The following is a 24,112-nucleotide window of genomic DNA, read 5'->3' as shown; positions in this document are numbered from 1 at the left end:
CCGTCTCAAAACTAATCCAGTGGCAATAAAATTTTCAAAAGAGACCTATCTGTACTGGTACGAGCTGATGCAGCTGATTCGCCAGTTCGAGCTGAAGGCTGAAGAGAAATATAAAATGGAAGGTAAGATCCGGGGCTTTTTCCATGCCTATGTTGGGCAGGAAGCGATTGCCGCCGGATGTATGACTGCTACCAAACCCGAAGATGCATTTATTACGGCTTATCGTGATCACGGTCTGGCCCTCGCAAAGGGTATCAGTGCCAAGTCGTGTATGGCAGAATTGTATGGCAAAGCAACGGGCTGTGCTAAGGGAAAAGGTGGCAGTATGCACTTTTTTGGAAAAAAGGAGAGGTTTTTCGGTGGTCACGGAATTGTAGGTGCACAGATCGGAACGGGAGCGGGGATTGCCTTCGCGGAGAAATATCGGGGAACTGATGCTGTCTGCCTTACGTTTTTTGGTGACGGTGCAGCCCGTCAGGGCATGTTGCACGAGACCTTCAACCTTGCCATGTTGTGGAAGTTGCCGGTTATTTTCATTTGTGAGAACAACAATTATGCAATGGGTACTTCTGTGGAGCGGACTTCCAACGTGCATGATATCTATAAACTTGCAGACGCATATGAAATGCCTGCCGATTCTATCGATGGCATGAGTCCGGAAGCTGTTCACGAGAGTATCGCGAGAGCAGTAAAACGTGCCAGGGAGGGCGATGGTCCGACCCTGATCGAAATAAAAACTTATCGTTACAAGGGGCACTCCATATCTGATCCCCAGAAATACCGTACAAAAGAAGAAGTTGAAGAATATAAGGGCCGTGATCCCATTGAAATGGTGAGAAAGACCCTTATTGACAATAAGTTTGCCACTGCCGAGGAAATCCAGGCAATTGACAAGCGTGTAGAAGCTGAGGTAGATGAATCTGTGAAATTTGCAGAAGAGAGCCCATGGCCCAGTGACGACGAAGTATTGAAGGATATATATGTTGATGAGCAGTATCCCTTCATCGTAGACTAATAAAATCCCTATTTAACGATCATGTCTGAAACCAAGAACATTCCCGTAGAAAGCAACGACAACGAAGTGGTAGAAAAGGTCACCGGCTTCTGGCAACAAAACAGTAAAAATATTGTTTTCGGCCTGGTGGCGGTACTTCTTATCGCTGGTGGTATTGCAGGTTATAAATATTTTATCTCAGGACCAAAGACGCAGAAATCAAATGAGGCCCTGTTCCGTGCAGAGAATTATTTTCGGATGGATTCTTTGCAGCTGGCATTGAACGGTGACGCATTGAATCCCGGCTTCATCAAGATCATTGACAAATACAGCGGCACACCAGCAGCTAACCTGGCCCGGTTTTATGCCGGTTCATGCTACCTGAAACTGGGTGATTTCAAAAATGCGGAAAAGCACCTGAAAGAGTTTAAAACAGATGCAACCCAGATCAATGCCCGTGCAAAAAGCCTTTTGGCAGATGCATTGGCAGAACAGGGTAAAAAAGAAGAGGCTGCAAAGCTTTACCTCGAAGCCGGAAACCTGTTTGACAAGGATGAATTCAATTCTCCGGAATACTATTTCCGCGCGGGTTATCTCTATGAGAGCCTTGGCAAAAAGAAAGAAGCCATTGATGCTTACAAACTCATCAAAGACAAGTTTCCGCGTAGTGAAAGGGGATTTGAAGTTGATAAATATCTCGCTCGTTTGGGAGAGGTGAAATAATTGAACTGTTGTAACAAATGGCCAGTCAGGGTAACACGCAATTACAACATTTAGCAACAGGCATCCTTCCACCGGATGCCTGTGTTGTTATTGTGAAAACGGAGTGGAATGCTGCAATTGTGGATGAATTGGAGGCTGGGTGCCGAAGGGTATTTGAGGCACAGGGCATCAGCAATATAGAGACACTGGTGGTGCCCGGAGCCGTCGAAATTCCTTTCGGAATAAAAAACTGCTGGGAATCCAGAAAATACAGGGACATCCGGCCGTTGGCCTACATAGCTCTCGGTTGTGTTATCAAAGGAGATACACCGCATTTCGACTATGTCTGCCAATCGGTAACTTACGGCATTACCCAATTGAATATTCAGATGCCTGTGCCGGTCATATTCGGCATACTGACAGTGAATACTGAACAGCAGGCGCACGAACGGATAGGCGGTATACATGGGCATAAAGGGGAGGAGGCAGCCATCACCGCGATTAAAATGATCTCCCTGCAGCAGCAACTCAAACGATAATGCAAGTCCAGCTTTTTATACCTTGTTTTGTTGATCAGCTGTTTCCCAAAACAGCGATGAATATGGTGCGCGTCCTGGAAAAGTTTGGTTGTTCGGTGGACTATGATCCGGAGCAAACCTGTTGTGGTCAGCCTGCTTTCAATGCCGGGTTTTGGGATGAAAGCAAAGCTGTGTGCGAAAAGTTTGTGAAGGAGAACAGGGGCTCAGACAATCTCGTTGTTGCTCCCAGTGCTTCCTGTATTGGTTTTGTAAGGAACTACTATCCAAAAATATTCGACAATTCTTCATTGCATAATGATGTAAAGGATCTCAGGTCGCGGAGCTATGAATTCTCGGAATTCCTGGTAAATGTATTGAAGGTGACAGATACCGGAGCCAGCCTTCCTGTTAAAGCAACCTATCACGACTCCTGCGCTGCGTTGCGTGAGTGCAGGATCAAATCGGAACCAAGGAAATTACTGGAACAGGTGCGCGGTCTGGAACTGATCGAAATGGCCGATGTGGAAACCTGTTGTGGCTTTGGCGGCACCTTTGCCATTAAATATGAAGCCATCTCGATCGCGATGGCTGATCAGAAAGTTCAGCATGCTTTACAAACAGGGGCCGAAGTAATTGTTTCTACCGATCTTTCCTGCCTGATGCACCTGGAAGGATATATCCGTCAGAAGGGTGTCCCCCTGAAAACCATGCATCTTGCAGACGTGCTGGCAAGTGGCTGGTAAAGAACATGATAATTCTGTTATCGGGTCAAATAACGGTGTCCGGATTCCCGGCAGTTGGTTAATTTACAGTATTAAATTTCGTGTATGGCTTATTGGTTGGTTAAATCAGAACCAGGTGTTTATAGTTGGGATCAGTTGGTAAAAGACAAGAAAACAATGTGGGAGGGAGTAAGGAATTATGCAGCGAGGAACAACCTCAAAAGCATGAAAAAAGGCGATCAGGTGTTGTATTATCACAGCAATGAAGGGACTGAAATCGTAGGCATAGCAGAAGTTGCTAAAGAGTTTTACCAGGATCCGACAACGACCGAAGAAGCGTGGGTGGTGGTTGACCTTAAACCTGTGAGGAAATTAAAACAGCCGGTTTCACTGGCTACAATAAAAGGGGAGAAATCATTAGCCGAAATGGCATTGGTGCGATTGGGCAGACTTAGTGTGCAACCTGTTACAGAAAGTGAATGGAAGAAGGTGCTTTCCCTGGCAGGAGAAAAAAGCTGATCATGGGAGGAATGAAAAAAAGACTGGTTGTTTTGACTGGTGCAGGAATCAGCGCCGAAAGTGGTCTGAAGACTTTCCGGGATAGCGACGGGTTGTGGGAAGGATATGCAATAGAAGATGTAGCAACGCCGCGGGCCTGGGGAAAGAATCCTGAACTGGTACTTTCTTTTTATAATGAAAGACGTCGGAACGTGCTGGGTGCATCGCCGAATGCGGCGCATATTGGTCTTGCTGCACTGGAAGAGTTCTTTGAGGTGCAGATCATTACCCAGAATATCGATGATTTGCATGAACGTGGCGGTTCTTCCAGCGTTCTGCACCTGCATGGTGAAATTTTTGGCAGGAAAAGCGATCGGGATGGCTGGTTAAAAGACCGTATCACCGGTGACATGTTACCCGGCGACCTTGCGCCAGATGGTGGTGTATGGCGTCCGGATATTGTTTGGTTTGAAGAACCGGTGCCGCTGATTATTGAAGCAGCTGAAATCGTCAGGGCTGCGGATATTTTTGTAGTGGTGGGAACTTCGCTGGTGGTTTACCCGGCAGCGGGGCTTGTGGACTATGTACAGCCGGATGTAACTGTTTATGTGGTAGACCGGAAACTGCCATTGATCAGCCGGCCGGGCGTCAGGTCAATTGAAGCCCCGGCTACGGAAGGTGTTGCGAAGCTTAAGGAGTTGCTTCTGGCAGACTTATTTTAGACTTTTTCTAACAGGATCATATCCGGCTTTCTGCTCAATTTGCAACATGAAATTTTACGTCTCCATTCTGTTGACCTGTTGCACCTTGTCACTTAGTGCACAATGGTCAGGTCCGCTGTCAGGATTAAAATCGTATCTGTTACAAAAAGGATGGAAAGATTCCGCAGCCGGCAAAACTCCCTTGTATGATATGAGGGGATTAAACTACCTGGGGCCCGTCTACCGTAATGTATTAAACTTTCAGCCTGGAAAAAAGAATGCCCTGGTCAATTATCAGGTTCCCGCAAATGAATTCTGTTTAGCCGGCGATCATAAAACAGCAATTCAGCTGGCTTCTGATTATTATGATTCTTTACCCGTTCCTGCCTATAAAGAGGTAGATCGGTTTGTGGATACATTGAAAGCTGTAACCCTTCATTCAGCAAAAGATGTAATTACCGAAAGAACAAAGCATGAACGCATGGTAATGCTGAATGCTTCGCCGGCATATTCACAGCAACGCGCTTTCATTTATTCGCTTCTGGATGATCTCTATAATCAGGGCTTTCGCTATCTCGCTTTAGAATGGTTGAACAGCAGGAAGAACAGAAATGTTACTTCGGTGGACATGTTCAATGGATATTTTGCGGCTGAACCGGTTGCAGGAGAAATAATGCGTAAAGCACTACAGTTAGGCTTCAGGATAGTCGCCTATGAAGATAGTCTTTCTGAACGTCAGGATGGTTCGGGGCGGGATGCCATGCAAGCGGCGACACTGGCTAATTTATACAAACATGACAGCGCTGCAAAATGCATACTTATTGCAGGAGGTGGTCACATCAGTGAAAAGAAGATTGGCAACAGCTATACGCCGATGGCAGTATTTTTCAAACGCTTCAGTGGAATTGATCCGTTAACCATTGACCTGACAGAAGTTTGTGAAGGAAGTGCTTTTGAGTATGGCCGTTATTTCTTCACAGTCTGGTCAAAAAAGAATTCCATTTCACAGCCTTCGATAGCTTTCAGGGATAAAGCTCCTTATAGTTTATTGGAAAACGATCAGTATGATCTGCAGGTAATCCTGCCGCCGACGGTCTGGTCTCACCGGAGACCATCCTGGCTTGATCTCAATGGAAAAAGGAAAAGTGTTTCTGTCCGGCCGACTGAAAAAACACTATTTCTCGTACAGGCCTATTATAACAATGAGACAATACAAAAACCGCTTCCTATCCTTATTCCTGCCGATCAGACATATGTAACTGACGAAGACGGTTATTACTGGCTCTACCTGTTACCTGGCAAGTACCGCCTCATTTTCCGTGATATGGATTATGTGGTTATTGCTGAAAAGGAGCTGGACGTTGCCGGTTGATCAATTTTGGATTAATTCAATCCCGCCCAGATCATCAGTTTGTTCATCCAGAAGCCGGATTCCCTCCACCAGGTGATCCTGGTAGGGTGCGATGGCATCGATCCATACGCTGTATTCACCAGGCTTTACTGCGATTTTGAAACGGCTGCCCAGATTGTTCGCCGGCACAGTATCACCGTTCTGGATAAGCCATACTTTCCTTAAAGCTTTTACAGGGTGAATCTCCCCCTGAATAGTACAAACCGCCCTTTTCTTGGATGCTTCCAGGAAAAATACGGCGGTAACAGTACCCAATAGTACCCATGCTGATTTCGTCATAAAAAATTCCCCCATTAGTTTTTGCTAACGGGTACGGACATATGCAAAAATCAACCCAATCACCATGCCAAATCTGTTCATGGTGGAAAAATTACCTTGATGTAAGGCCATCAATTTCAACAATTCTTGTTTGAAACGCAATACCACCGGCCGAAGGGGGAGGGTTAATTTTTCTGGTACTTCCAGCAGCCAGATAGGAGATAGTTAATTTTTCGGTATGGTAAATTGTCTTATCCTTTTTCAGGTAGTCAACTGCCACCACTATATTCCGGAATGCGGATTTTCCGGTATTCATCACCGTTATTTCAAGATTGGATATTCCCCCGAAAACACCAACTGAGTACTTGCTGCTCAGCACATCCAGGTGTCGTTTAAGGGCGGCAAACTCCAGCGGGCTGGCATGTATAGGACGAAGCGTACTGCTGGTGACTCCGGTATTTCCGGATACCGTATTTACAGTGTTTCCGGACACCGGGACAGATAATGATGTAAGTGCCGTGCTTGCCGTGCTGGCTTCAGATGCTATAACAGGAAGATTGTTTTTTTCCCTTCCCCGGGTACCAAAATAGATTCCGCCTGCAAGCAGGATCAGTAATGCTCCGGCTATGTAATACCGATGATATTGCCGGGGTGTATACGTTGGCGTATATGCGATTGTATTTTCTACCAGGAGCTGGTTGACGGGAGGAATCTCTTCATTGATTGCGGGTCGTTCAAGGCGGCCGGCGGGTAATATTACGGACACATATTTTTTATGTAGCTTTTTCTCCCCGGATTGCGTAGTGGTGCTGACGTTCGAGCCCGGAGTTTGCGATGGAGTATGGAACTGAACATATAGATCGTCCGGAGCGGGTGGCGCAAAAGGCCTGAGTTCATCCAACTCACTGGGGTATTTCCAGGAAATACTCTTTCCTTCCACCCATACAAGGTCATACGCCCTGAGGGGTATATCAACCAAATCCTGCCAGGAAAATGGGCCAGATTCCTTGTTGTTCCTGAGTAACCGATACTGCTGCATTTCCGTCCAGTTTTGCAATGAAACAATCCGGCAAGCCATCCGGATATCCGGGCACTAAAAATACCGAAAAATCAACTGAATAGGGTGGAAAAATTGGGCCAAAATTGACCGTTTTTTTGCGGTTTTAAAGCCCAAAAACGGTAGATTTGCCCACTTTCCGAAAACCGTGGAAGATTAACAAATAAAGCATGGAAGAAAATCTGACGCCACTGGAAACCAACGACTCCAACAGGACTATTCTCATCAATATTGAAGAACAAATGAAGACGGCCTATATCGACTATTCCATGTCGGTAATAGTAGGTCGTGCTTTACCCGACGTCCGGGATGGACTAAAGCCCGTTCATCGCCGGGTACTTTATGCGATGAATGACCTCGGGATTACCTCTGGCAAGCCATATAAGAAATCTGCCAGGGTGGTTGGTGAGGTTCTAGGTAAGTATCACCCCCACGGAGATGCCTCGGTTTACTTCACAATGGTCAGGATGGCCCAGGACTGGAGCATGCGTCATACCATGATAGATGGTCAGGGTAACTTCGGCAGCCAGGATGGGGATGGTCCGGCAGCCATGCGTTATACCGAAGTGCGTTTACAGAAGTTCGCAGAGGCGATGCTGGAGGATATCGAAAAGGATACCGTTGACTTTCAACTCAATTTCGACGATTCCCTGGAAGAACCTACTGTTCTTCCCACCCGTATTCCACAACTTCTGGTAAACGGATCTACCGGAATTGCAGTCGGTATGGCGACCAATATGCTCCCCCATAATCTGGGAGAAGTCATAGACGGATGTATTGCCTTTATAGACAACCGGGAAATTACGGTGGAAGAGCTGATGAAGTATGTGAAGGCACCTGATTTTCCGACGGGAGGGATCATTTACGGAATGGATGGTGTAAGACAGGGACTTGCTACAGGGCATGGCCGGGTAGTACTCCGCGGAAAAATGCACATAGACACAAAACCCAGTGGCCGCGAGCAGATCATCATTACAGAGGTACCGTACCAGGTTAACCGGGATACCTTGTGCGACAAGATCGGTCAACTCGTCATTGCTAAAACCATTGAAGGAATTGCGCATGTCAATAACGAGTCCAACCAGAAGGAAGGCACCAGGATCGTAATTGATCTAAAACGCGACGCGGTTGCCAATATCGTCATGAACCAGCTGTACAAGTTTACCGAACTGCAGACGTCGTTTGGTATCAACAACGTGGCGCTGGTCAAGGGGCGGCCAAAGACGCTTAATCTTCGTGAACTCATTTATGAGTTTGTAGATTTTCGTCATGAGGTGGTAGTTCGGCGGACTAAATTTGAATTGAAGGAAGCGCAGAAACGTGCGCATTTGCTTAAAGGATATTTGATTGCACTGGACCACCTTGATGAGGTGATCGCAATGATCAGGAGTTCTGCAACTCCGGAAATTGCCAAGGATAACCTGGTTAATGCTGGATGGGGCCTTGATGAGATCCAGGCAAAAGCAATACTCGAGTTGAGGTTGCAGCGTCTGACAGGCATGGAGCGGGATAAAATCAGGGAGGAGTACGATAATCTGATGAAGCTCATTGCACACCTGGAAGAATTGCTGTCCAACGAAGGACTCCGCTATGACCTGATCAAGAAGGAACTTGCAGAGGTTAAGGAGAAATTCGCAACGCCGAGGAAGTCTGAGATCACCTATCTCGCTGACGAAATGAATATTCTTGATTTCATTCCTGAAGAAGATGTTGTCATCACTGTTTCACATCTGGGATATATCAAGCGGACATCAGCAACAGAATACCGCCAGCAGCGTCGCGGTGGCCGTGGAGCTATTGGCAGCAAGACCCGCGACGAGGACTTTATTGAACATATTTTCGTCGCTTCAACGCACCATACATTGTTATTCTTTACAGAAAAAGGGCGTTGTTACTGGCTCAAAGTGCATGAAATTCCGGAAGGTGAAAAGAACAGTAAGGGACGTGCGATCCAGAACCTGATGCAATTGCCATCTGACGACAAGGTGCGCGCGGTAATTGACATTCCGAAACTGGAGGACAGGGAATTCGTGGAAAAGCACTATATTATACTTTGTACGAAGCAGGGAATAATTAAGAAAACAGAACTGGCGGATTTCAGCCGACCGAGACAGACCGGTGTAAACGCGATTACCATTGTGGAAGGTGATCAGTTGTTGGATGCCCGCCTTACAGACGGTGATTGTGAAATCATGATGGCAGTTAAAAGCGGTCGTGCGATCCGCTTCCCTGAGGGTAAAGTCCGGCCAACCGGCAGAGGCGCCATTGGTGTAACTGCAATTGAAGTAGATGAAACCAGCGACGAAGTAATTGGCATGATATGTGTCAAGACTGACGAAGCCGATAAAACAGTATTGGTTGTCAGTGAGAAAGGATTTGGTAAACGTACGCCAATCGACGAATACAGAGTTACCAACCGGGGCGGCAAAGGTGTTAAGACAATCAATATTACCGACAAGACCGGTCCGCTGGTAGGCATTCTGGATGTTACTGAAAAACAGGATCTGATGATTTCCTGCAAAAGCGGACTTACTATCCGAACCGCTATCAGCGATATCCGTGAAGCCGGAAGAGCTACACAGGGTGTTAAACTGATCAATCTCCAGGAAAAGGATGCTATCGCTTCACTGACTACAATCCGGGAGGTTGAGGAAGAACTGGCAGGTGAAGGCCCGGAAATTGAAGAGGGATTGCAGGGCAGCGCGGCTGGTGAGGAATCAACGGAAGGCACTACAGGTGGAAACACTGAGGGTGCAGATGAGCAGCCGCAGTCTATTGAATAATAAAATCTGATTTTGCCGGTCGAATCAAACTTTGAACCTTTTTTTGCGTCAAACCTCAAACATAAACATAAGACTGATGAAAAAGCTCTTACTGACATCCTTGCTTGCTTCAGCTATACTGGTCGTTTCTGCACAAAACCTGGACAAAATCAAAGATAATCTGAAGGCAAAAAAACTGCCCGAAGCGAAAACGCAGATTGATCAGTTCCTGGCAAATGAGAAAAATGCCAAAAATGCTGAAGGATGGTATACAAAGGCAAAAATCTACGGAGAAATTGCACAGGACGCCAGTCTGGCGGCTTCAACCCCTGATGCTAGATGGACGTCCTTTGAAGCGTTGAAACAATATGTAACCCTGGATGATAAAATGTTATCCCTGCAGATAGATAATTACAAGCCAATTATGGATGTCTACCAGGGATATTTTAAAGCAGGCGCTGATGATTACAATGCAAGCCGTTTTGAACCTGCATTCGGCAATTTCAAAAACTGCCTCGCTGTCAGCGAATACATGTATTCCAAAAAATGGAGCAATGTTGCCCTGGATACGACTGTAATTCTATATAGTGGTATCAGTGCTGAGAAATCAAATAAGCGGGATGAGGCTGCATTCTTTTATGGAAAACTTGCTGATGCCAAGGTAAGTGGCGAAGGAATGGTGGAAATCTACAAATGGCTGGTTGATCATTACTACAATCAGAAAAAAGATGTTGCATCAGCAGAAAAGTATCTGGCACTTGGAAAAGAAGTATATCCTAAAGACACATTCTGGGCAGCTTATGAACTCGATATGGCCCGTGACAATGGCAATAAACCTGAGCTGTTCAAGAAGTACGAATCGGTACTTGCCTCAGATCCAACCAACTATTCAGTCAGGTATAATTATGCTGTAGAATTGTACCAGGAAGGATATAAGGCTGATATCGCAGCCCGTCCGGCCAATTCCGCTGAGCTCATTGCAAAGGCTGATGAAAACCTTAAAAAAGTGATTGAAGCAAAGCCTGATTATGCAGCTGCGTACCTGGTTTTGGGTCAGATCCAGTATAACCAGGGGGTAGACCTGAACAATCAGAATAAGCTGATTAAACCCGCTGGCGGCAAAAAACTGACTCCGGAAGAACTGAAGAAAAAAGAAGAATACCGGACGCAGATTGCTACCAAGTTCGATGCAGCTGTACCTTACTTTGAAAAAGTTGACCAACTGCTCGGAAGCCAGGGAAAACTGAAAATGGAGGAAAAAGGATACCTGAAAGATGCTTATGACCTGTTGATTACCATTTATGACAACAAAGGCAACAAAGACAAGCTGAAGGTTTACGAAGAGAAATTCAATAACGTGGATAAAGTCCACTAATACAGACTTACAGAATTGAAAGCCGCAGCGATGCGGCTTTTTTTATACCCACTTCCACGAATAATTTATGTTATGTTAAATACTATTTCACTAAAAGTCTGAAACTCCTGTCCTATGATCGGCACTTTCCAATCCCAATAAAAAAGGGAGCCTTCAGCAAGCTCCCTTTGAATTTCTGTATTATGGTCAGTATAACAGGCGGACTTTAATAGTTTCCGGGATTTCGCGTAAAAGTTTTTGCGCCTGGGTGGATAGCTTTTTATCCACGTCAAGTACAACGTAACCAATTTCCTCATTCGTTTTAAGGTACTGCCCGAGGATGTTTATTTTGTGTTTGGAGAGTTCCGTATTGATAGCACTGAGAACGCCGGGAACATTCCTGTGGACATGCAGAATCCGGTGCGCTCCTTCCTGTGGCGGCAGGCTCAATGGCGGAACGGTATGGGATCCGAAACTATTGCCTGCCTCGAGGTATTGGCTCAACTTTACGCTTACGTCGTCGCCGATATTCTGCTGTGCTTCTTCGGTAGATCCTCCAATATGGGGAGTCAGAATAACATTCGAAAGGTTTTGTAATGGCGTTTCGAACCTGTCCCCGTTTTTCTCCGGTTCCCAGGGAAAAACATCAATGGCTGCCCCGGATAAATGTCCATCTTCCAGGAATTTCCGAAGGTCACCGAGGTCTACAACCTCACCTCTGGCATAATTAATCAGGATTGAACCTTTCTTGAAATATTTGAGGTTGGATTTGTTGATCAGATTTTTTGTAGCCTGATTTTCAGGTACATGTAACGTTACGATATCTGACTGCCCAAGTACATCCTTCAGGTTTTTTCCCGACATGGCGTTCCCTAAAGGCAGCTTGGTCAACGTATCGTAAAAAAGTACCCGCATACCCAATGCTTCTGCGAGCACACTGACCTGGGAACCAATATTCCCATAGCCGATAATTCCCAGTGTCTTACCCCGCAATTCGAAACTGCCCTTTGCATCTTTCATCCAGATCCCGTCATGCGCTGCTTTATTTTTATCCGGAATTCTCCGGATGAGCATGATGGACAGGCCGATAACCAGTTCGGCTACTGACCTTGTATTGGAATACGGAGCGTTGAATACCGCCACACCTTCTTTGGTAGCGGATTTCAGATCTACCTGATTTACACCGATGCAAAAACAGCCGATTGCCTGAAGTTTGGTCGCAGCAGCCAGCACTTTTTCAGTGATTTGGGTCTTTGAACGGATCCCTAACAGGTGAACGTCCTTTATCTCCCGGATTAATTCTTCCTCAGATAAAGCACCGCCGACCTTCCGTACAGAACTGTAACCCAATTGCTGAAAATGTTTAACGGCTTTTTCGCTGATGTTCTCCAGTAGCAGAATGTTGATCTTTTCTTTTGGATAGCTAGTTGTTGGTTCCATGTTTCGTTTGCTTGCTATTTGCAAATATCTCCCATTTTCATCATAAAAACTTGTGCGAAAAAGGGTTACGGCATACAATTTGGACTTATGAATACGTTATATTTGTGAAATCCAGATCCTTATAAGACAAAATTGAGCCTTTTGAAAAACAGTTTTGTAGTAATCCCATTCCTACTGCTGGCCGTAATCACGGGCTGCAGACAAAATCCTGCCCACAAGAAGGACGGGCAGTCCTCAGTTGCCGTTGCTTCAAGCGTTATCCCCGCAGCATACCACTACGCCGATAAGGCAACAACTGAAAAATATCAATCAGCTATCCATTCATTTTTTGAGAAGAATTTTGGTCGCTCCGGGTTCAACGGCAGTTACCTCGTCGCGAAGGATGGAGCTATTATCGCTGAGGGATATGAAGGTTTCCGGGATCCTGCCCAAAGAGCCAACCCGCTGTCAGAAAATGACGCCTTCCACCTTGCCTCGGTATCCAAAACCTTTACAGCAGTTGCGGTTTTAAAACTATGGGAAAATGGAAAACTGGATATTAATGAAGACATTTCCCATTATTTTGAAAACTTCCCCTATCCGGGCACAACAATAAAAATGCTTCTGAGCCACAGAAGCGGTCTTCCGAACTATACGAATTACCTTGATGCTTATCATTGGGACAAGAAAAAGCTGGTTACGAACCTCGATGTTCTTTCGTCACTTTATACTATCCATCCGCCATTGCAGTTTCCTACAGGAAAACGTTTCGCGTATTGCAACACCAACTATGCACTTCTGGCATTGATTGTAGAGAAAGTTTCCGGAAAATCCTTTCCCGATTTTATGCAGGAAACGTTTTTTCAACCCCTGCAAATGACAAAAACCTACATTTTCCAACCGCAGGATGAAACCAGGAGTCTGCCTTCCTTCGAATGGAATAACCGTAGGTATGGCCTGGAGTTTATGGATCTCGTTTATGGCGATAAAAACGTGTACAGCACCACTCATGATATGTTGAAATGGGATCAGGCCTTATATAACGGCCTGTTGCGAGACACCACTTTACAGGCTGCCTTCACCGGATATAGCTATGAGAAAGCCGGTCAGCGTAATTACGGTTTGGGATGGCGCCTCAATGAGCTCGAAAATGGAAAAAAGATTGTCTACCACAACGGTTGGTGGCACGGGAACAATACTGTATTTATCCGTCTTATAGAAGAAAAGGCAACGATTATCTTACTTGGTAATAAATACAATCGTGGGATTTACCGGGCAAAAATGCTTTGTGACCTATTTGGTGATTACCGTCAAAGCAACAACCGCTTCCAGGAATTTGAGTCTGATACCAACGACCACATCGCTGCCGGCGGGCCACGTTGATTCCATTTTTTTGTACTTTCCCGTATGAACTCAGCCTTCAGGGCACATCAAATGCGGGATTGGGATGCTTTCACCATTTCCAATTTACCCATCTCATCCATTGACCTGATGGAAAATGCTGCCAGGGCGTGCGTAACCTGGCTGGAGGATCATGAATTTCTGTACTCTGAAAAATTCACCATCTTTTGCGGGAAAGGAAATAATGGCGGTGATGGACTTGCCATTGCCAGGCTGCTGGGAGAAAGAAACAAAAAAGTACAGGTTTTCATACTGGAATTCGGACAACCGGGTACGGCCGATTTCCAGACTAACCTGCAACGGCTGCACGGAAGTGAAGTGGATATTCAGTATTTGCAGGAAGGTGGTGATTTACCAGAAATATTCCCGGATTCCTGGATAATCGATGCCCTTCTGGGTACTGGTACGAGCAGGCCAGCAACCGGCCGTCTTGAAATACTGATCGATTTTATTAACCGGTCAGGATGCCCGGTTTGCAGTATTGACTTGCCGAGCGGTATGCCTGCAGATTTTTCGATAGGTCCTTTTAACAGCGAAGGCCAACCATACTTTCCATCCGTTCGCGCAAAAGTTACCCTCAGCTTTCAGTCCTATAAACCCGCCCTGCTTTTCGCGGAAAATGCTGCTTATACCGGCCTGGTGCATTTGCTCGATATTGGTTTGTCGTCGGCTTTCCTGAAATCAACTGACCCCGATTTCGAAGGCGTGGATCAGGAAATGGCTTCCGGGATTATCGAACCCAGATCTCCTTTTGCACATAAAGGTAATTTTGGACATGCATTGTTGATTGCCGGATCAGTCGGAAAAATGGGTGCTGCATTACTCGCCGGCAAAGCCTGTTTACGCGCAGGTTGCGGGCTTCTGACTTTTCAATCTCCGGAAACCGAAAGATCAATATTGCAAACAGGCCTTCCTGAAGCGATGCTGCTTACCGGGCATATCGACGCCAACTATTATCGCTCGATTGGGTGTGGCCCGGGACTAGGACAATCGGCTGCTGCAGCAACCTTATTGGAGCAAATATTGAATGAAGTGAAAAGGCCAATGGTTTGGGACGCCGACGCCATTAACTTGCTGGCAGTACAAACAGAATGGCAAAAAAAGATTCCTCCATTTACAATCCTCACGCCGCACCCAAAGGAATTTGACCGGCTTGCGGGTATTTCCATCAATGAAAGCGAACGCTGGAATAGCGCGAGGGCATTGGCCATCAGCAAACAATGGATAATTATCCTCAAAGGACACCATACGTTGATCGCCATGCCGGGCGGGAAAGCTTATTTTAATACCAGTGGTAATGCTGCTATGGCCAAAGGCGGCAGCGGCGATGTGCTCACAGGTCTGTTAACCGGCCTGATTGCCAGGGGATACACTCCTGAAAAAGCGGCACTGCTTGGCGTTTGGTTGCATGGCCGTGCAGGTGACTTTGCAGCGTCAGAATGGGGAATGGAATCAGTTCTTGCTGGTGATATCATCGATCAGATCGGCAATGCGTTTATGGAGATATCTTCCTGATTATTTCTTTTTCCTTTTCTTGACTTCTACCTTTTCCTTTTCATCATCTTCCAGGAGTTTTCGCCAGTTGTCGTTAGGCGTGTCTTCAGATCCGGCAAGCGTCAGGCGGTAGTCTTCCTTTTCAATCTGCATTTCCCTGATTGTGGTTCCCGTATAAGCCTGAATGGCAGCCAGCAATTTTTCTTCTTCGGGGCTGCAAAACGCAACAGCTTGCCCCCGTTTCATGCCACGGCCGGTGCGTCCTACACGGTGTACATAATTTTCAGGCAGTTCCGGCAGGTCATAATTTACCACATAGTCCACATCAGGTATATCGATACCCCTCGCATTAACGTCTGTTGCAATCAGGAGCCTCGACGCTCCGGTTCGGAATGCCTCCAGGTCTTTGAGCCGGTCATCCTGCTCTCTTCCGCTGTGCATAACGAGGCTCGTGATGCCAACCCTGGCCATAGCAGCCTGAACTCTTTCAGCTCTCACTTTTGTCCGAACAAAAACGAGCACTTTTTTATCAGGCAATTCACGTAGCAGCCGTTCCAGGAAAAAGCGTTTATCATCCATACCAACATGCGCAACCATATGATCCACGTTCTTCGATACCGGATCTTTGGGTGACAGCTGAATCCTGACAGGTTTATTGGAGATGCCATAGCAAAGCTCTTTGATCTTGTCTGTGATCGTCGCAGAAAAGAAAAGTGTCTGTCGCCGCGAAGGCAACTTCCTGATAACATCGTTGATGTCTGTCAGGAATCCAAGGTCTAGCATGTGATCTGCTTCATCCAGCACCAGGATCTCCACTGTTTCCAAAGGAAGTTTTCCCTGGGCATACAAATCAAACATCCGCCCCGGTGTGGCAACAAGAATATCTACACCCATTGCCAATTGGCGGACCTGGCTCTCCTGGTCAACTCCGCCATGAAGTCCTAATACACGTAAACCAGTAAACTGACCAATACGGATAAATACTTCGGCGATCTGAAGTGCCAGCTCCCTGGTGGGCACCATAACCAGGCAGCGTAACCGATGTTGACCCCTCGATCTTTCCAGTTTAGCCTGCAGATGATGCAGAATCGGAATGGCAAAAGCTGCTGTTTTTCCGGTACCTGTCTGGGCTATTGCAAGAACGTCCTCTCCCTTTAAGATCGACGGAATCGCCTTGTACTGAATATCGGTAGGTTTACGGAAGCCCAGTTCATCGAGACTTTCCTTAATATCCTCAGATATGTGATATTGCTGGAATTTCATGTGCAGCAAAGGTATGAAAGATACTAGCTTTGCGCCTTCATCATGTGATATGTTAAGAACTGAAGCGAAAAGGACCCTTGCCCTGGCATTTCCCATTGTGATCGGAGAAATTGCTCAAATGGCGCTGCACCTGATTGACGCAGCAATGGTAGGTGCGATCAGCTATAAACAACTGGCTGCTTCGGCGTTGGTACTCAATGCCATGAATATTCCATTTGTGATTGGGATCGGAATGACGATTTCCGTCTCCCAGATGGTGTCACTGGCTCATGGAAAGCGGGATCGCCAACTTGTTTCCCATTATTTTTTCAACGGATTTATTTTATGTGCCGTTACGGCACTCGTTATTGCGGGATTATTGCTTTGGGGCACGCCGTTTTTGGAAAGCCTTGGCCAGGACCCTGAAGTAGTGCGGTTGGCCATTCCATTTATGAAACTGATGGCCATCAGCATAGTTCCGATGCTGTTGTTTATGACGCTGAAACAATTCGCTGATGGTCTCCAGTTCACCAAAATGGCCATGGCCCTGTCGTTATTGGCACTGCCGCTCAATGTGTTTCTTAACTGGCTGCTGATTTTTGGAAACGCAGGTTTTCCACGACTGGAATTGGTCGGCGCAGGTTGGTCTACGCTGATTACCCGTTCGATCATCTGCCTGATTCTGGGGATCGTGATCTTCCGAAACCGGCAGTTCCGGCCATATATTGCTGTAGGTAAAACGCAGTGGAAATTCAAATCCAAAACGATTTATGAACTGCTCCACATCGGCATTCCCAGCAGTCTCCAGATTGGTATGGAAGCGGGCGCTTTTGCTGTTTCCGGCATTATCATCGGAACCCTGGGCGCCGTACCACAAGCCGCTCATCAGATCGCCCTCAGCTGCGCCTCTTTTACTTTCATGGTTTCCATGGGGCTCGCGCAGGCAGGTTCCATTCGTGTGAGTAATGCATTTGGTGCCAATGAGCGACAAAAAATCATCGTCATCGGCAAAAGCACGCTGGCCACTGCTCTTTTATACGGCATCCTATGCGCTATCGGATTTACCCTGTTCCGCAACATCCTCCCTACACTCTTTAACGATAATCAGGCAGTGATAGAAACTGCTGCAGGACTGCTGCTTTGTGCCGCAGTTTTCCAGATATCAGACAGCACCCAGGCAATTGGTGCAGGGTTACTGAGAGGAATTAAGGACGTAAAATTACCTACCATCCTGGTTGGTATCGCCTATTGGGTTGTTGGCCTGCCCGTGGGTTATCTGTTGGGAATTCATTTTGGGTGGGGACCTTATGGCATCTGGATCGGGCTGATCGCCGGTCTCACCCTTGCCTCTGTATTCCTGATCAGCAGGTTTCTGAGCCAAACCCGCATCAGGTAATCAATCCGTATTGTAGTTTTTCCTGCTGAGAAAACTTAACGGTATTCCGATTGCCAGGATCAGGATCGCCATTCCTTCCAACGCTCCTTTCCATCTGAACGGACGGGATGGCAGCTGTGATACCGGTAATACAAGCAGGTTCATGACTGTCCACACCAATACCCCAAACAGGATTCCGAGCAAAATTGGTGAAGGGACCCATTTTCGCAGGTATTTCAGCAATTGAAAAAAGATCCAGGTAAATGCAAGCGCAATGCAAAAATGAATCAACAGGCCGAGCAAAGCTGTGCCAGCCCCCCCTTTAAATGCAGCCGGCCCTAAAAGTCCCGCGGCGATATAGCGCAACACCGCCAGCGGACTGGCCCCGCTTCTGAACCAGGCCATCACAAAAGCTGCTGCCAGGTCGAGGCAACCTACTATTATTCCTGCCTTGAGGATTTTTCCTGTTTTATTTTTCATGGTGCTCAGAACTGGCAGCGAGCAAATGCCGGAATTGAATTTACTAATTGATTCCGGCTGATATCGGTACTGCAACCTGATAGCAACCAACTACCCACTGATAGCACTTATCGTCTTCCGGCCGGTCATCCGGTCGCTTCCAAAGCGTGCATCACCGCTTCCTTATAGGATCGCCCGATCGGCAAAACGTAGCTTCCAATCTCCACCTCTGTCGCGGAGAATGCATCCACACGGTTGCGGGCAACAAGAAAGGACCGGTGGATGCGCAGGAAGTTATTCATAGTCAGCATTTCTTCAATCTGGCCAATCTGAAATTTCGTGTGTACTACCTTGTCAGTTGTAGTGACTTTGATATATTCTTTCAAACTTTCAATGTACAGGATCTCATCCAGGTATACCCGAATTTTCTTTTTGTTGACATTAAAAAGGATATGCTGACGCTCCGCTACGGAATTGATTTGTTGCAATTTGTTCACTGCCATGAGGAAACGGCTGAATGAAATCGGTTTCATGAGATAGTCAACGACATCAAGTTCGTAGCCATCCAGCGCATATTCCTGGTAAGCGGTAGTGATGATCACATGGGGCGGATGTTTCAGCGTTTTGATAAAATCCAGTCCTTTAAGTTTCGGAAGGTGTATGTCCAGGAATATGCAATCTATTTTTTGCTGTTGCAGGATGTCCAGTGCATAGATCGCATCGGTGCAGGTAGCTTTTAATGTCAGGAAGGGCACCTGACTGATGTAGTCCTGCAGCACTTCTGCAGCCAACGGCTCATCTTCTACAATGAGGCAATTAAATTTTTGCATGGCTATTCAGGTTTACACTCAGGTGAATTTCGAACCGGTCTGTATGATTATTTACCCGTAACTCATGTTCGGGGTACAGCAACTCAAGTTGCCGCCTTACGTTGCTTAATCCTATATTTTCACGGAGTTTCTCAGCTTCTCCATTTTCTTTTGAATTCTCAATTCTGAACTCCAGCTTCTCCCCTTTCAACTGCAGGTTCATATGAATAAAGGAGTCAAATCTGCTCTCGCTGATACCATGTTTAAAAGCATTTTCAACAAATGGCAACAGGATCAACGGCGCTAATTTCTGATTGGGGTCATCTATTTCCCGGTTAAATGCAATGGACAAACGGTGATTATACCTGATCCGCTCCAATTCTATATAGCCATCCAGAATATTCAGCTCATCGGCAATCCGGATCACCGGCTGGCGCGACTCGTACAACATAAATCGTAGCAACGATGACAACCGTAGCACCACATCAGCGGTATTGTCTGATTTCTTTCTGGCAAGTGCATAAATATTGTTCAGTGTGTTGAACAGAAAATGCGGGCTTGTCTGCTGCCGCAGGAATTTCAGTTCTGTCTCCAGTTTATCGCGCACCAGTTCTTTTTCCCGCTCTTTGCTCCTGAGTTGCCCAACCAGCAATTTGATTGCCGTGGCTGTGCCGGCAACAAAGCCGGTATCCATTACCGAAATTAGTATTCCCAGCAACGAATAGGGATGATATGTTTTGATCAGCCCTTCATAAAATACGGGCAAAGTAACATAGGCATAAATAGTGCGCGAAATGAAGACGGAAATCGCAGATGCAATTGCCAGCGACACCAGTGCGCTGCGCCGCTCAGCAGGTCCGGCGACAAACTGCGACAGAAGACGATACATAATGAAATAGGCCAGGCCAGCCTTCGGAATCAGTGCCACCGTTGCAGTAAGAAAAGCTACCCAAAACTGCTTGTTATCAGACCATTGGGATACGGACGGAGCTACCCAGATCATTTGCAATAAGGCATCCTGGATCAGGTAGATCACCCAAAAGAGAATATGTAGCCACCAGCGTTTCACCGTGATAAAATTCGAGAATATTTGCTAACAGTAAAGCGATATGATGAACAGCGAAAATCGAAGCCTTAACGGCAGGGTATGTTGTATCAATGGCTGACTTTATCTGTAACGTCTTCATCTTCAAATCCCGGCACGAATTCATTTAAGTAGATCTGAAACAATACAATGATGTAGTTAATCAGCAACGGCCCGAAAATCAGCCCGATAAAGCCAAACAGACTCAACCCGGAAATCACACCCAGAATGGTCACGACAGGATGAACATTGCCGATTCTTTTCAGCAGCGTCATTCTGGCCAGTGTGTCCACATTTCCGGTAACGAGCAGGCTGTATAGCAATACCCCCGTTGCCGGCCAGGTTTCTCCGCTTGCATACATGAAAACTACAACCGGCACCCAGATGATCATAGTACCTACCATCGGGAAAAAAGCAAACAGACCGGTAAGTACGCCCCAGATGGCAAATTCAGGCACGCCAAAAATATAATAACCCAGCATGGCAGTCATGCCCTGGATGATGGAAATCAGGGGAATCCCGATTGCATTGGCTTTAATGTTGTTTTGTGTTTCTGTAACCAGCAAGTCGATGTTCCGGGCTTTCAGCGGTGTTATTTTACGACTGTATTTTTCAATCTCCTGCCCGTTGATCAACAGGTAATAAAGCAAAAAAAGCATGATCGCAAGATTGAACAGGATATTGGTGGTGCTGTTCAGCAGCCTGGGAACAATCGTGGAGATCTTTTCAAATATTGCATTGAGGGTATTGGGGCCCATCACATCATAATTGTACCGTTTTTCTATTGTTTCGACGGCATTTTTGAACATGTCGACATACTGTTGCGGGTTAGTCAGGAATTCATGAACTTTCGGCTGAAGCAACGCAATAACGATATAAATGGGAACACCAAGGATGATCAGGTAGAATAATAAAAATAATCCGGCAGTCCACCCCTTCCGCCACTTTTCAATCATAATCAGATGGAAATATCTTTTCCTGCTGAGAATGTAGAGTGTTACAGCCCCCAGTATTCCGGGAAGAAATACGCTCAGTGAATGAAACAGCAGGAAGATAAGCAACAGGATAATGGCCAGTAAGGAGAGTTGGCGCAGCCGGTCGTGGAAGCTGGTTGGCATGTGTTGGCATTTAAGTTTGAGGACTAGCCCAGGTCTCCCGCAGGAAGCGCAGCCAGTTTCCCCTCAGTATGTTGTCAATATCTGTTTCAGTGAAATTCCGTTTGCTGAGCAGGCCGGCCAGTTTATTCAGATCGGCTATTGTTTCCAGGTCATAAGGGCATTGCTCCCTGCCGAATGCACCATCAAGATCAGAGCCGATCCCTACATGCAAGCTGTTCCCTGCAATGGAACAAATGTGTACGATGTGGTCGATCATGCTGTCTATATTACAGTTCATCGCCTGTGGCGTAGATTTCCCACGCTCCCAGCCTGGCACCATCATCCAGGCATCGAGTGCGCCTCCGATCACCGCATTCTTTTCGATCAGTGCTTTGATTTGTTCGTCGCTGTATTGGCGGTTATGATCTACCAATGCACGGCAATTGTTGTGGCTGGCCCAGATGCTTCCATGAAATATGGACAACGCTTCCCAAAAACTTTCGTCGCAGAGATGCGTGGCGTCAAGGATCATATTCAGGCGTTCCATTTCCCTGAGCAATGCCGGGCCATCCTTTTCCAGCGGACCGGTGGCATCTGTACCCGGTGCATAACGGCCTGGCCCATAATGGGCCGGGCCTACTGCCCGCAATCCATATTGCCAGGCTTTTTCCAGGTAACTGACATCAATCAGAGAATCGGCACCTTCCAGGCTAAGGATATATCCAACCGGCAATGATTCCGTTGCTGTGGTTTGTGTCCATTCCAGTAAATGTGCATCCAGTGTAACCAAATCCGTTATCATCCGCATTTCTCCGGCCGCTTCCATGGCTTTATACCATGCGAGCTGTCCCTGTGTCTGAGCCCAGGCCTGTTCCGGCGAATGCCAGCCGGATAGCGGGTTACCGGGAGCCACATACCTGCCGATCTGGGTAGCAACCACCAGTGCCACACCTCCTTTTCTCAACTCCGGAAGGGATACGGTCGCCTTCCCGCGATCCGGTTTGTCGCTTAACCCCTCCTCTCTTTCATTGATCTTGTTCACGGGAAGCCTCAGATCCCGGTTCCACTCCAGCGCATTCATGGCCAGGTCAAGATGAGCGTCTATCAAAAACATCTGTTTCAGATACTGATTTTTCGTTTTCTGGCCACCGTCAGCCACTCCCCTGCCGGAATGCCTTCATGAACGCAGACTGCCGATTCATGCAAAGCAACAGTAGGGCATATATGATACGGAACTCCATACAAAACATCACCCACCTGGTAGCCATGGCCTGGATTGATTTCCAGCACCAGGTGCTCTTCACTCTGTGATACCGGCCTGAGGTCGGCGGCATTTAAAAAAGTGACCCGCCGGCTAAGTTCATTTTCAGCGGCAACTGCCTTGTGGCCGAGATCAACACAGATCCTGTTTTCAGCAGGAAGTGAAACTATGCGGCAAAGCAAAACAGCGGCCTGTTGGAAAGGTTGTTCCTGGAAACCTTCATAACCCCGGTCCCAATACACAAAAGTGCCGGGGCTGCATTCCACGTGATTGTGCTGGAGGTGATACGGGAAAGATGGCGTTCCGCCTGCAACCAGTTTAACAGGTGCACCTTCCAGCATTTCAAGGGTGGCGCGTAATTCCCAGACCGGCGCGAAAGCCGTTGCCAGCGCTTCCTGCCGCTCGCCAAGCCAGTCCTGGTGGATATGACCATCATAAGCGTGTAGTCCCCTGAATTGAAGGCTCTGCATGGCATTTATTTCATCATATAAAGCGCGCGCATGAGAAGGCAGAATTCCGGTCCGGTTCATGCCCACATTCAGGTCTATCCATACAGGAACAGGATTTCCGGTCCTGACAGCTTCGTTTAAAGACAATGCACCCGCACTATTGTCAACCAGGCAGGAAAAATCACTTTCCGGAAATTCATCACGAAGGCGTAAAAATCTGCTGATCGCCGGCCCCGTCAGCGGGTATGCCAGCAGGATATCGCTGGCGCCACAAGTTGCCAGCAGCTCGGCTTCAGCAATAGTGGCACACTTGAATTGACGTATCCCCTCTGAAATCATCAGTTTTATCGGTTCCGCGGCCTTGCAGGTCTTCACATGCGGACGAAGTTTTTCTGCACTTCCGGCCATCCCGATCAGTTTCCGGATATTGTCCCGCACGACTTCCGGTGAAACCAGCAACGCCGGACTTGCAACAAGTTCTGGTTGTTGCAGCATGTACCAGTCAAATGCAAAGTTGCTCATTAGCTATTCAATTCAAACAGCGCTTCTATTTCAACGGGAATATTCCCCGGTAGTGAACCCATGCCAACAGCGCTTCTGACACCGATCCCCCTTTCTTCTCCCCAAATGGCTGCAAATAACTCACTGCACCCGTTGATCACAAACGGATGTTCGCCAAAATCAGGCGTACACCCTACCATGCCCAGTACCTTGATCACCCGGCCAACCCTGTCCAGGCTGCCTAACTGGGTCCTCAAAGTAGCCAATATAGTGAGTCCGACCTGTCGCGCTGCAATTTTGCCCTCCTCTTTGGTAAGCTGCTCTCCTACCCTTCCCGTAATCAGGGTTTTGTCAGTTCTGACGGGACCATGCCCCGAGACAAAGACCTGGTTTCCGACGATCAGCAATGGTTTATAAACGCCCACGGGCATCGGCGCCGGTGGAAGTTCCACCCCGAGTGACAACAACCGTTCTTCTGCAGTCATTATTGGCGATTTGTTATTTGAATAGGTAAATTAGTGAATTCCGGTCAATGGCAACCTGT

Annotated in this window: 23 protein-coding genes; 12 read left to right on the top strand and 11 right to left on the bottom strand. The window is 47.0% G+C overall.

The window, feature by feature from the left end:
• Positions 1-19 precede the first annotated feature (19 nt).
• The 7 genes from pdhA (at position 20) to FPE01S_RS23870 (ending at position 5,507) form a co-directional block, all read left to right on the top strand.
• Positions 20-1,015 carry a pyruvate dehydrogenase (acetyl-transferring) E1 component subunit alpha gene (gene pdhA / locus FPE01S_RS23900; RefSeq protein ID WP_046371656.1) on the top strand — a complete coding sequence of 332 codons (996 nt, stop codon included), beginning with the start codon at positions 20-22 and terminating at the stop codon, positions 1,013-1,015.
• A gap of 21 nt (positions 1,016-1,036) precedes the next feature.
• Positions 1,037-1,717 (top strand): YfgM family protein, encoded by a 681-nt coding sequence (locus FPE01S_RS23895; RefSeq protein ID WP_052956148.1) that lies wholly within the window; start codon positions 1,037-1,039, stop codon positions 1,715-1,717.
• A 17-nt stretch (positions 1,718-1,734) separates the two neighbouring features.
• On the top strand, positions 1,735-2,235 hold the full coding sequence (gene ribH / locus FPE01S_RS23890) for a 6,7-dimethyl-8-ribityllumazine synthase (RefSeq protein ID WP_046371655.1): 501 nt from the start codon (positions 1,735-1,737) through the stop codon (positions 2,233-2,235).
• A complete protein-coding gene (locus FPE01S_RS23885; RefSeq protein WP_046371654.1) occupies positions 2,235-2,957 on the top strand; it encodes a (Fe-S)-binding protein in 723 nt (240 codons plus the stop codon). The genes ribH and FPE01S_RS23885 overlap by 1 nt, the downstream gene beginning before the upstream one ends.
• Positions 2,958-3,041: 84 nt before the next feature.
• A complete protein-coding gene (locus tag FPE01S_RS23880) occupies positions 3,042-3,455 on the top strand; it encodes an EVE domain-containing protein (protein WP_046371653.1) in 414 nt (137 codons plus the stop codon).
• 2 nt (positions 3,456-3,457) lie between these two features.
• Positions 3,458-4,156, top strand: a complete 699-nt coding sequence (locus FPE01S_RS23875; protein ID WP_245624059.1) for an SIR2 family NAD-dependent protein deacylase — start codon at positions 3,458-3,460, stop codon at positions 4,154-4,156.
• A 46-nt stretch (positions 4,157-4,202) separates the two neighbouring features.
• Positions 4,203-5,507, top strand: a complete 1,305-nt coding sequence (locus tag FPE01S_RS23870; protein ID WP_046371652.1) for a peptidase associated/transthyretin-like domain-containing protein — start codon at positions 4,203-4,205, stop codon at positions 5,505-5,507.
• On the opposite strand, the gene FPE01S_RS23865 is transcribed toward FPE01S_RS23870, so the two are convergent.
• Positions 5,508-5,825, bottom strand: coding sequence for a hypothetical protein (locus FPE01S_RS23865; protein WP_157474157.1), 318 nt, complete (start codon positions 5,823-5,825; stop codon positions 5,508-5,510).
• Positions 5,826-5,916: 91 nt separating this feature from the next.
• Complete coding sequence (locus FPE01S_RS23860; protein ID WP_157474156.1) at positions 5,917-6,843, bottom strand: hypothetical protein; 927 nt, start codon at positions 6,841-6,843, stop codon at positions 5,917-5,919.
• Positions 6,844-7,031: 188 nt separating this feature from the next.
• On the opposite strand from FPE01S_RS23860, the gene gyrA reads away from it, so the two are divergent.
• Together gyrA and FPE01S_RS23850 are read left to right on the top strand one after the other, a co-directional pair.
• Entirely contained in the window at positions 7,032-9,644 is a 2,613-nt protein-coding gene (gene gyrA / locus FPE01S_RS23855) for a DNA gyrase subunit A (RefSeq protein ID WP_046371649.1), read from the top strand.
• A gap of 76 nt (positions 9,645-9,720) precedes the next feature.
• Complete coding sequence (locus FPE01S_RS23850; RefSeq protein ID WP_046371648.1) at positions 9,721-10,998, top strand: hypothetical protein; 1,278 nt, start codon at positions 9,721-9,723, stop codon at positions 10,996-10,998.
• Between the two features lie 186 nt (positions 10,999-11,184).
• On the opposite strand, the gene serA is transcribed toward FPE01S_RS23850, so the two are convergent.
• Entirely contained in the window at positions 11,185-12,417 is a 1,233-nt protein-coding gene (gene serA, locus FPE01S_RS23845) for a phosphoglycerate dehydrogenase (protein WP_046371647.1), read from the bottom strand.
• Positions 12,418-12,558: 141 nt separating this feature from the next.
• On the opposite strand from serA, the gene FPE01S_RS23840 reads away from it, so the two are divergent.
• Both FPE01S_RS23840 and FPE01S_RS23835 read left to right on the top strand, forming a co-directional pair.
• Entirely contained in the window at positions 12,559-13,779 is a 1,221-nt protein-coding gene (locus tag FPE01S_RS23840) for a serine hydrolase domain-containing protein (RefSeq protein ID WP_046371697.1), read from the top strand.
• Between the two features lie 24 nt (positions 13,780-13,803).
• Complete coding sequence (locus FPE01S_RS23835) at positions 13,804-15,312, top strand: bifunctional ADP-dependent NAD(P)H-hydrate dehydratase/NAD(P)H-hydrate epimerase (protein WP_046371646.1); 1,509 nt, start codon at positions 13,804-13,806, stop codon at positions 15,310-15,312.
• On the opposite strand, the gene FPE01S_RS23830 is transcribed toward FPE01S_RS23835, so the two are convergent.
• Entirely contained in the window at positions 15,313-16,554 is a 1,242-nt protein-coding gene (locus tag FPE01S_RS23830; protein WP_046371645.1) for a DEAD/DEAH box helicase, read from the bottom strand.
• Between the two features lie 49 nt (positions 16,555-16,603).
• Between FPE01S_RS23830 and FPE01S_RS23825 the strand changes: the two genes are divergently transcribed.
• Positions 16,604-17,929: an MATE family efflux transporter gene (locus FPE01S_RS23825; RefSeq protein WP_046371696.1), complete on the top strand. Its 1,326-nt coding sequence runs from the start codon at positions 16,604-16,606 to the stop codon at positions 17,927-17,929.
• On the opposite strand, the gene FPE01S_RS23820 is transcribed toward FPE01S_RS23825, so the two are convergent.
• From FPE01S_RS23820 to FPE01S_RS23790, 7 genes are all read right to left on the bottom strand, one after another.
• On the bottom strand, positions 17,930-18,388 hold the full coding sequence (locus FPE01S_RS23820) for a hypothetical protein (RefSeq protein ID WP_046371644.1): 459 nt from the start codon (positions 18,386-18,388) through the stop codon (positions 17,930-17,932).
• Between the two features lie 125 nt (positions 18,389-18,513).
• The gene (locus FPE01S_RS23815) at positions 18,514-19,197 is read right to left on the bottom strand and encodes a LytR/AlgR family response regulator transcription factor (RefSeq protein WP_046371643.1); all 684 of its coding nucleotides are present in this window, start codon (positions 19,195-19,197) and stop codon (positions 18,514-18,516) included.
• Positions 19,184-20,245 carry a sensor histidine kinase gene (locus tag FPE01S_RS25275; RefSeq protein WP_052956146.1) on the bottom strand — a complete coding sequence of 354 codons (1,062 nt, stop codon included), beginning with the start codon at positions 20,243-20,245 and terminating at the stop codon, positions 19,184-19,186. The genes FPE01S_RS23815 and FPE01S_RS25275 overlap by 14 nt, the downstream gene beginning before the upstream one ends.
• A gap of 86 nt (positions 20,246-20,331) precedes the next feature.
• Complete coding sequence (locus FPE01S_RS23805) at positions 20,332-21,378, bottom strand: AI-2E family transporter (RefSeq protein ID WP_046371642.1); 1,047 nt, start codon at positions 21,376-21,378, stop codon at positions 20,332-20,334.
• A gap of 10 nt (positions 21,379-21,388) precedes the next feature.
• A complete protein-coding gene (locus FPE01S_RS23800; protein ID WP_046371641.1) occupies positions 21,389-22,471 on the bottom strand; it encodes a dipeptidase in 1,083 nt (360 codons plus the stop codon).
• A 5-nt stretch (positions 22,472-22,476) separates the two neighbouring features.
• On the bottom strand, positions 22,477-23,589 hold the full coding sequence (locus tag FPE01S_RS23795; RefSeq protein WP_046371640.1) for a D-TA family PLP-dependent enzyme: 1,113 nt from the start codon (positions 23,587-23,589) through the stop codon (positions 22,477-22,479).
• Positions 23,589-24,053: a RidA family protein gene (locus tag FPE01S_RS23790; protein ID WP_046371639.1), complete on the bottom strand. Its 465-nt coding sequence runs from the start codon at positions 24,051-24,053 to the stop codon at positions 23,589-23,591. The genes FPE01S_RS23795 and FPE01S_RS23790 overlap by 1 nt, the downstream gene beginning before the upstream one ends.
• Between the last annotated feature and the right edge of the window lie 59 nt (positions 24,054-24,112).

The sequence above is a fragment of the Flavihumibacter petaseus NBRC 106054 genome (assembly GCF_000974785.1).
Taxonomy (GTDB): Bacteria; Bacteroidota; Bacteroidia; order Chitinophagales; family Chitinophagaceae; genus Flavihumibacter; species Flavihumibacter petaseus.
The sequence above is the reverse complement of the archived record's forward strand: the minus strand, read 5'-3'. Positions and strand labels throughout refer to the sequence as shown.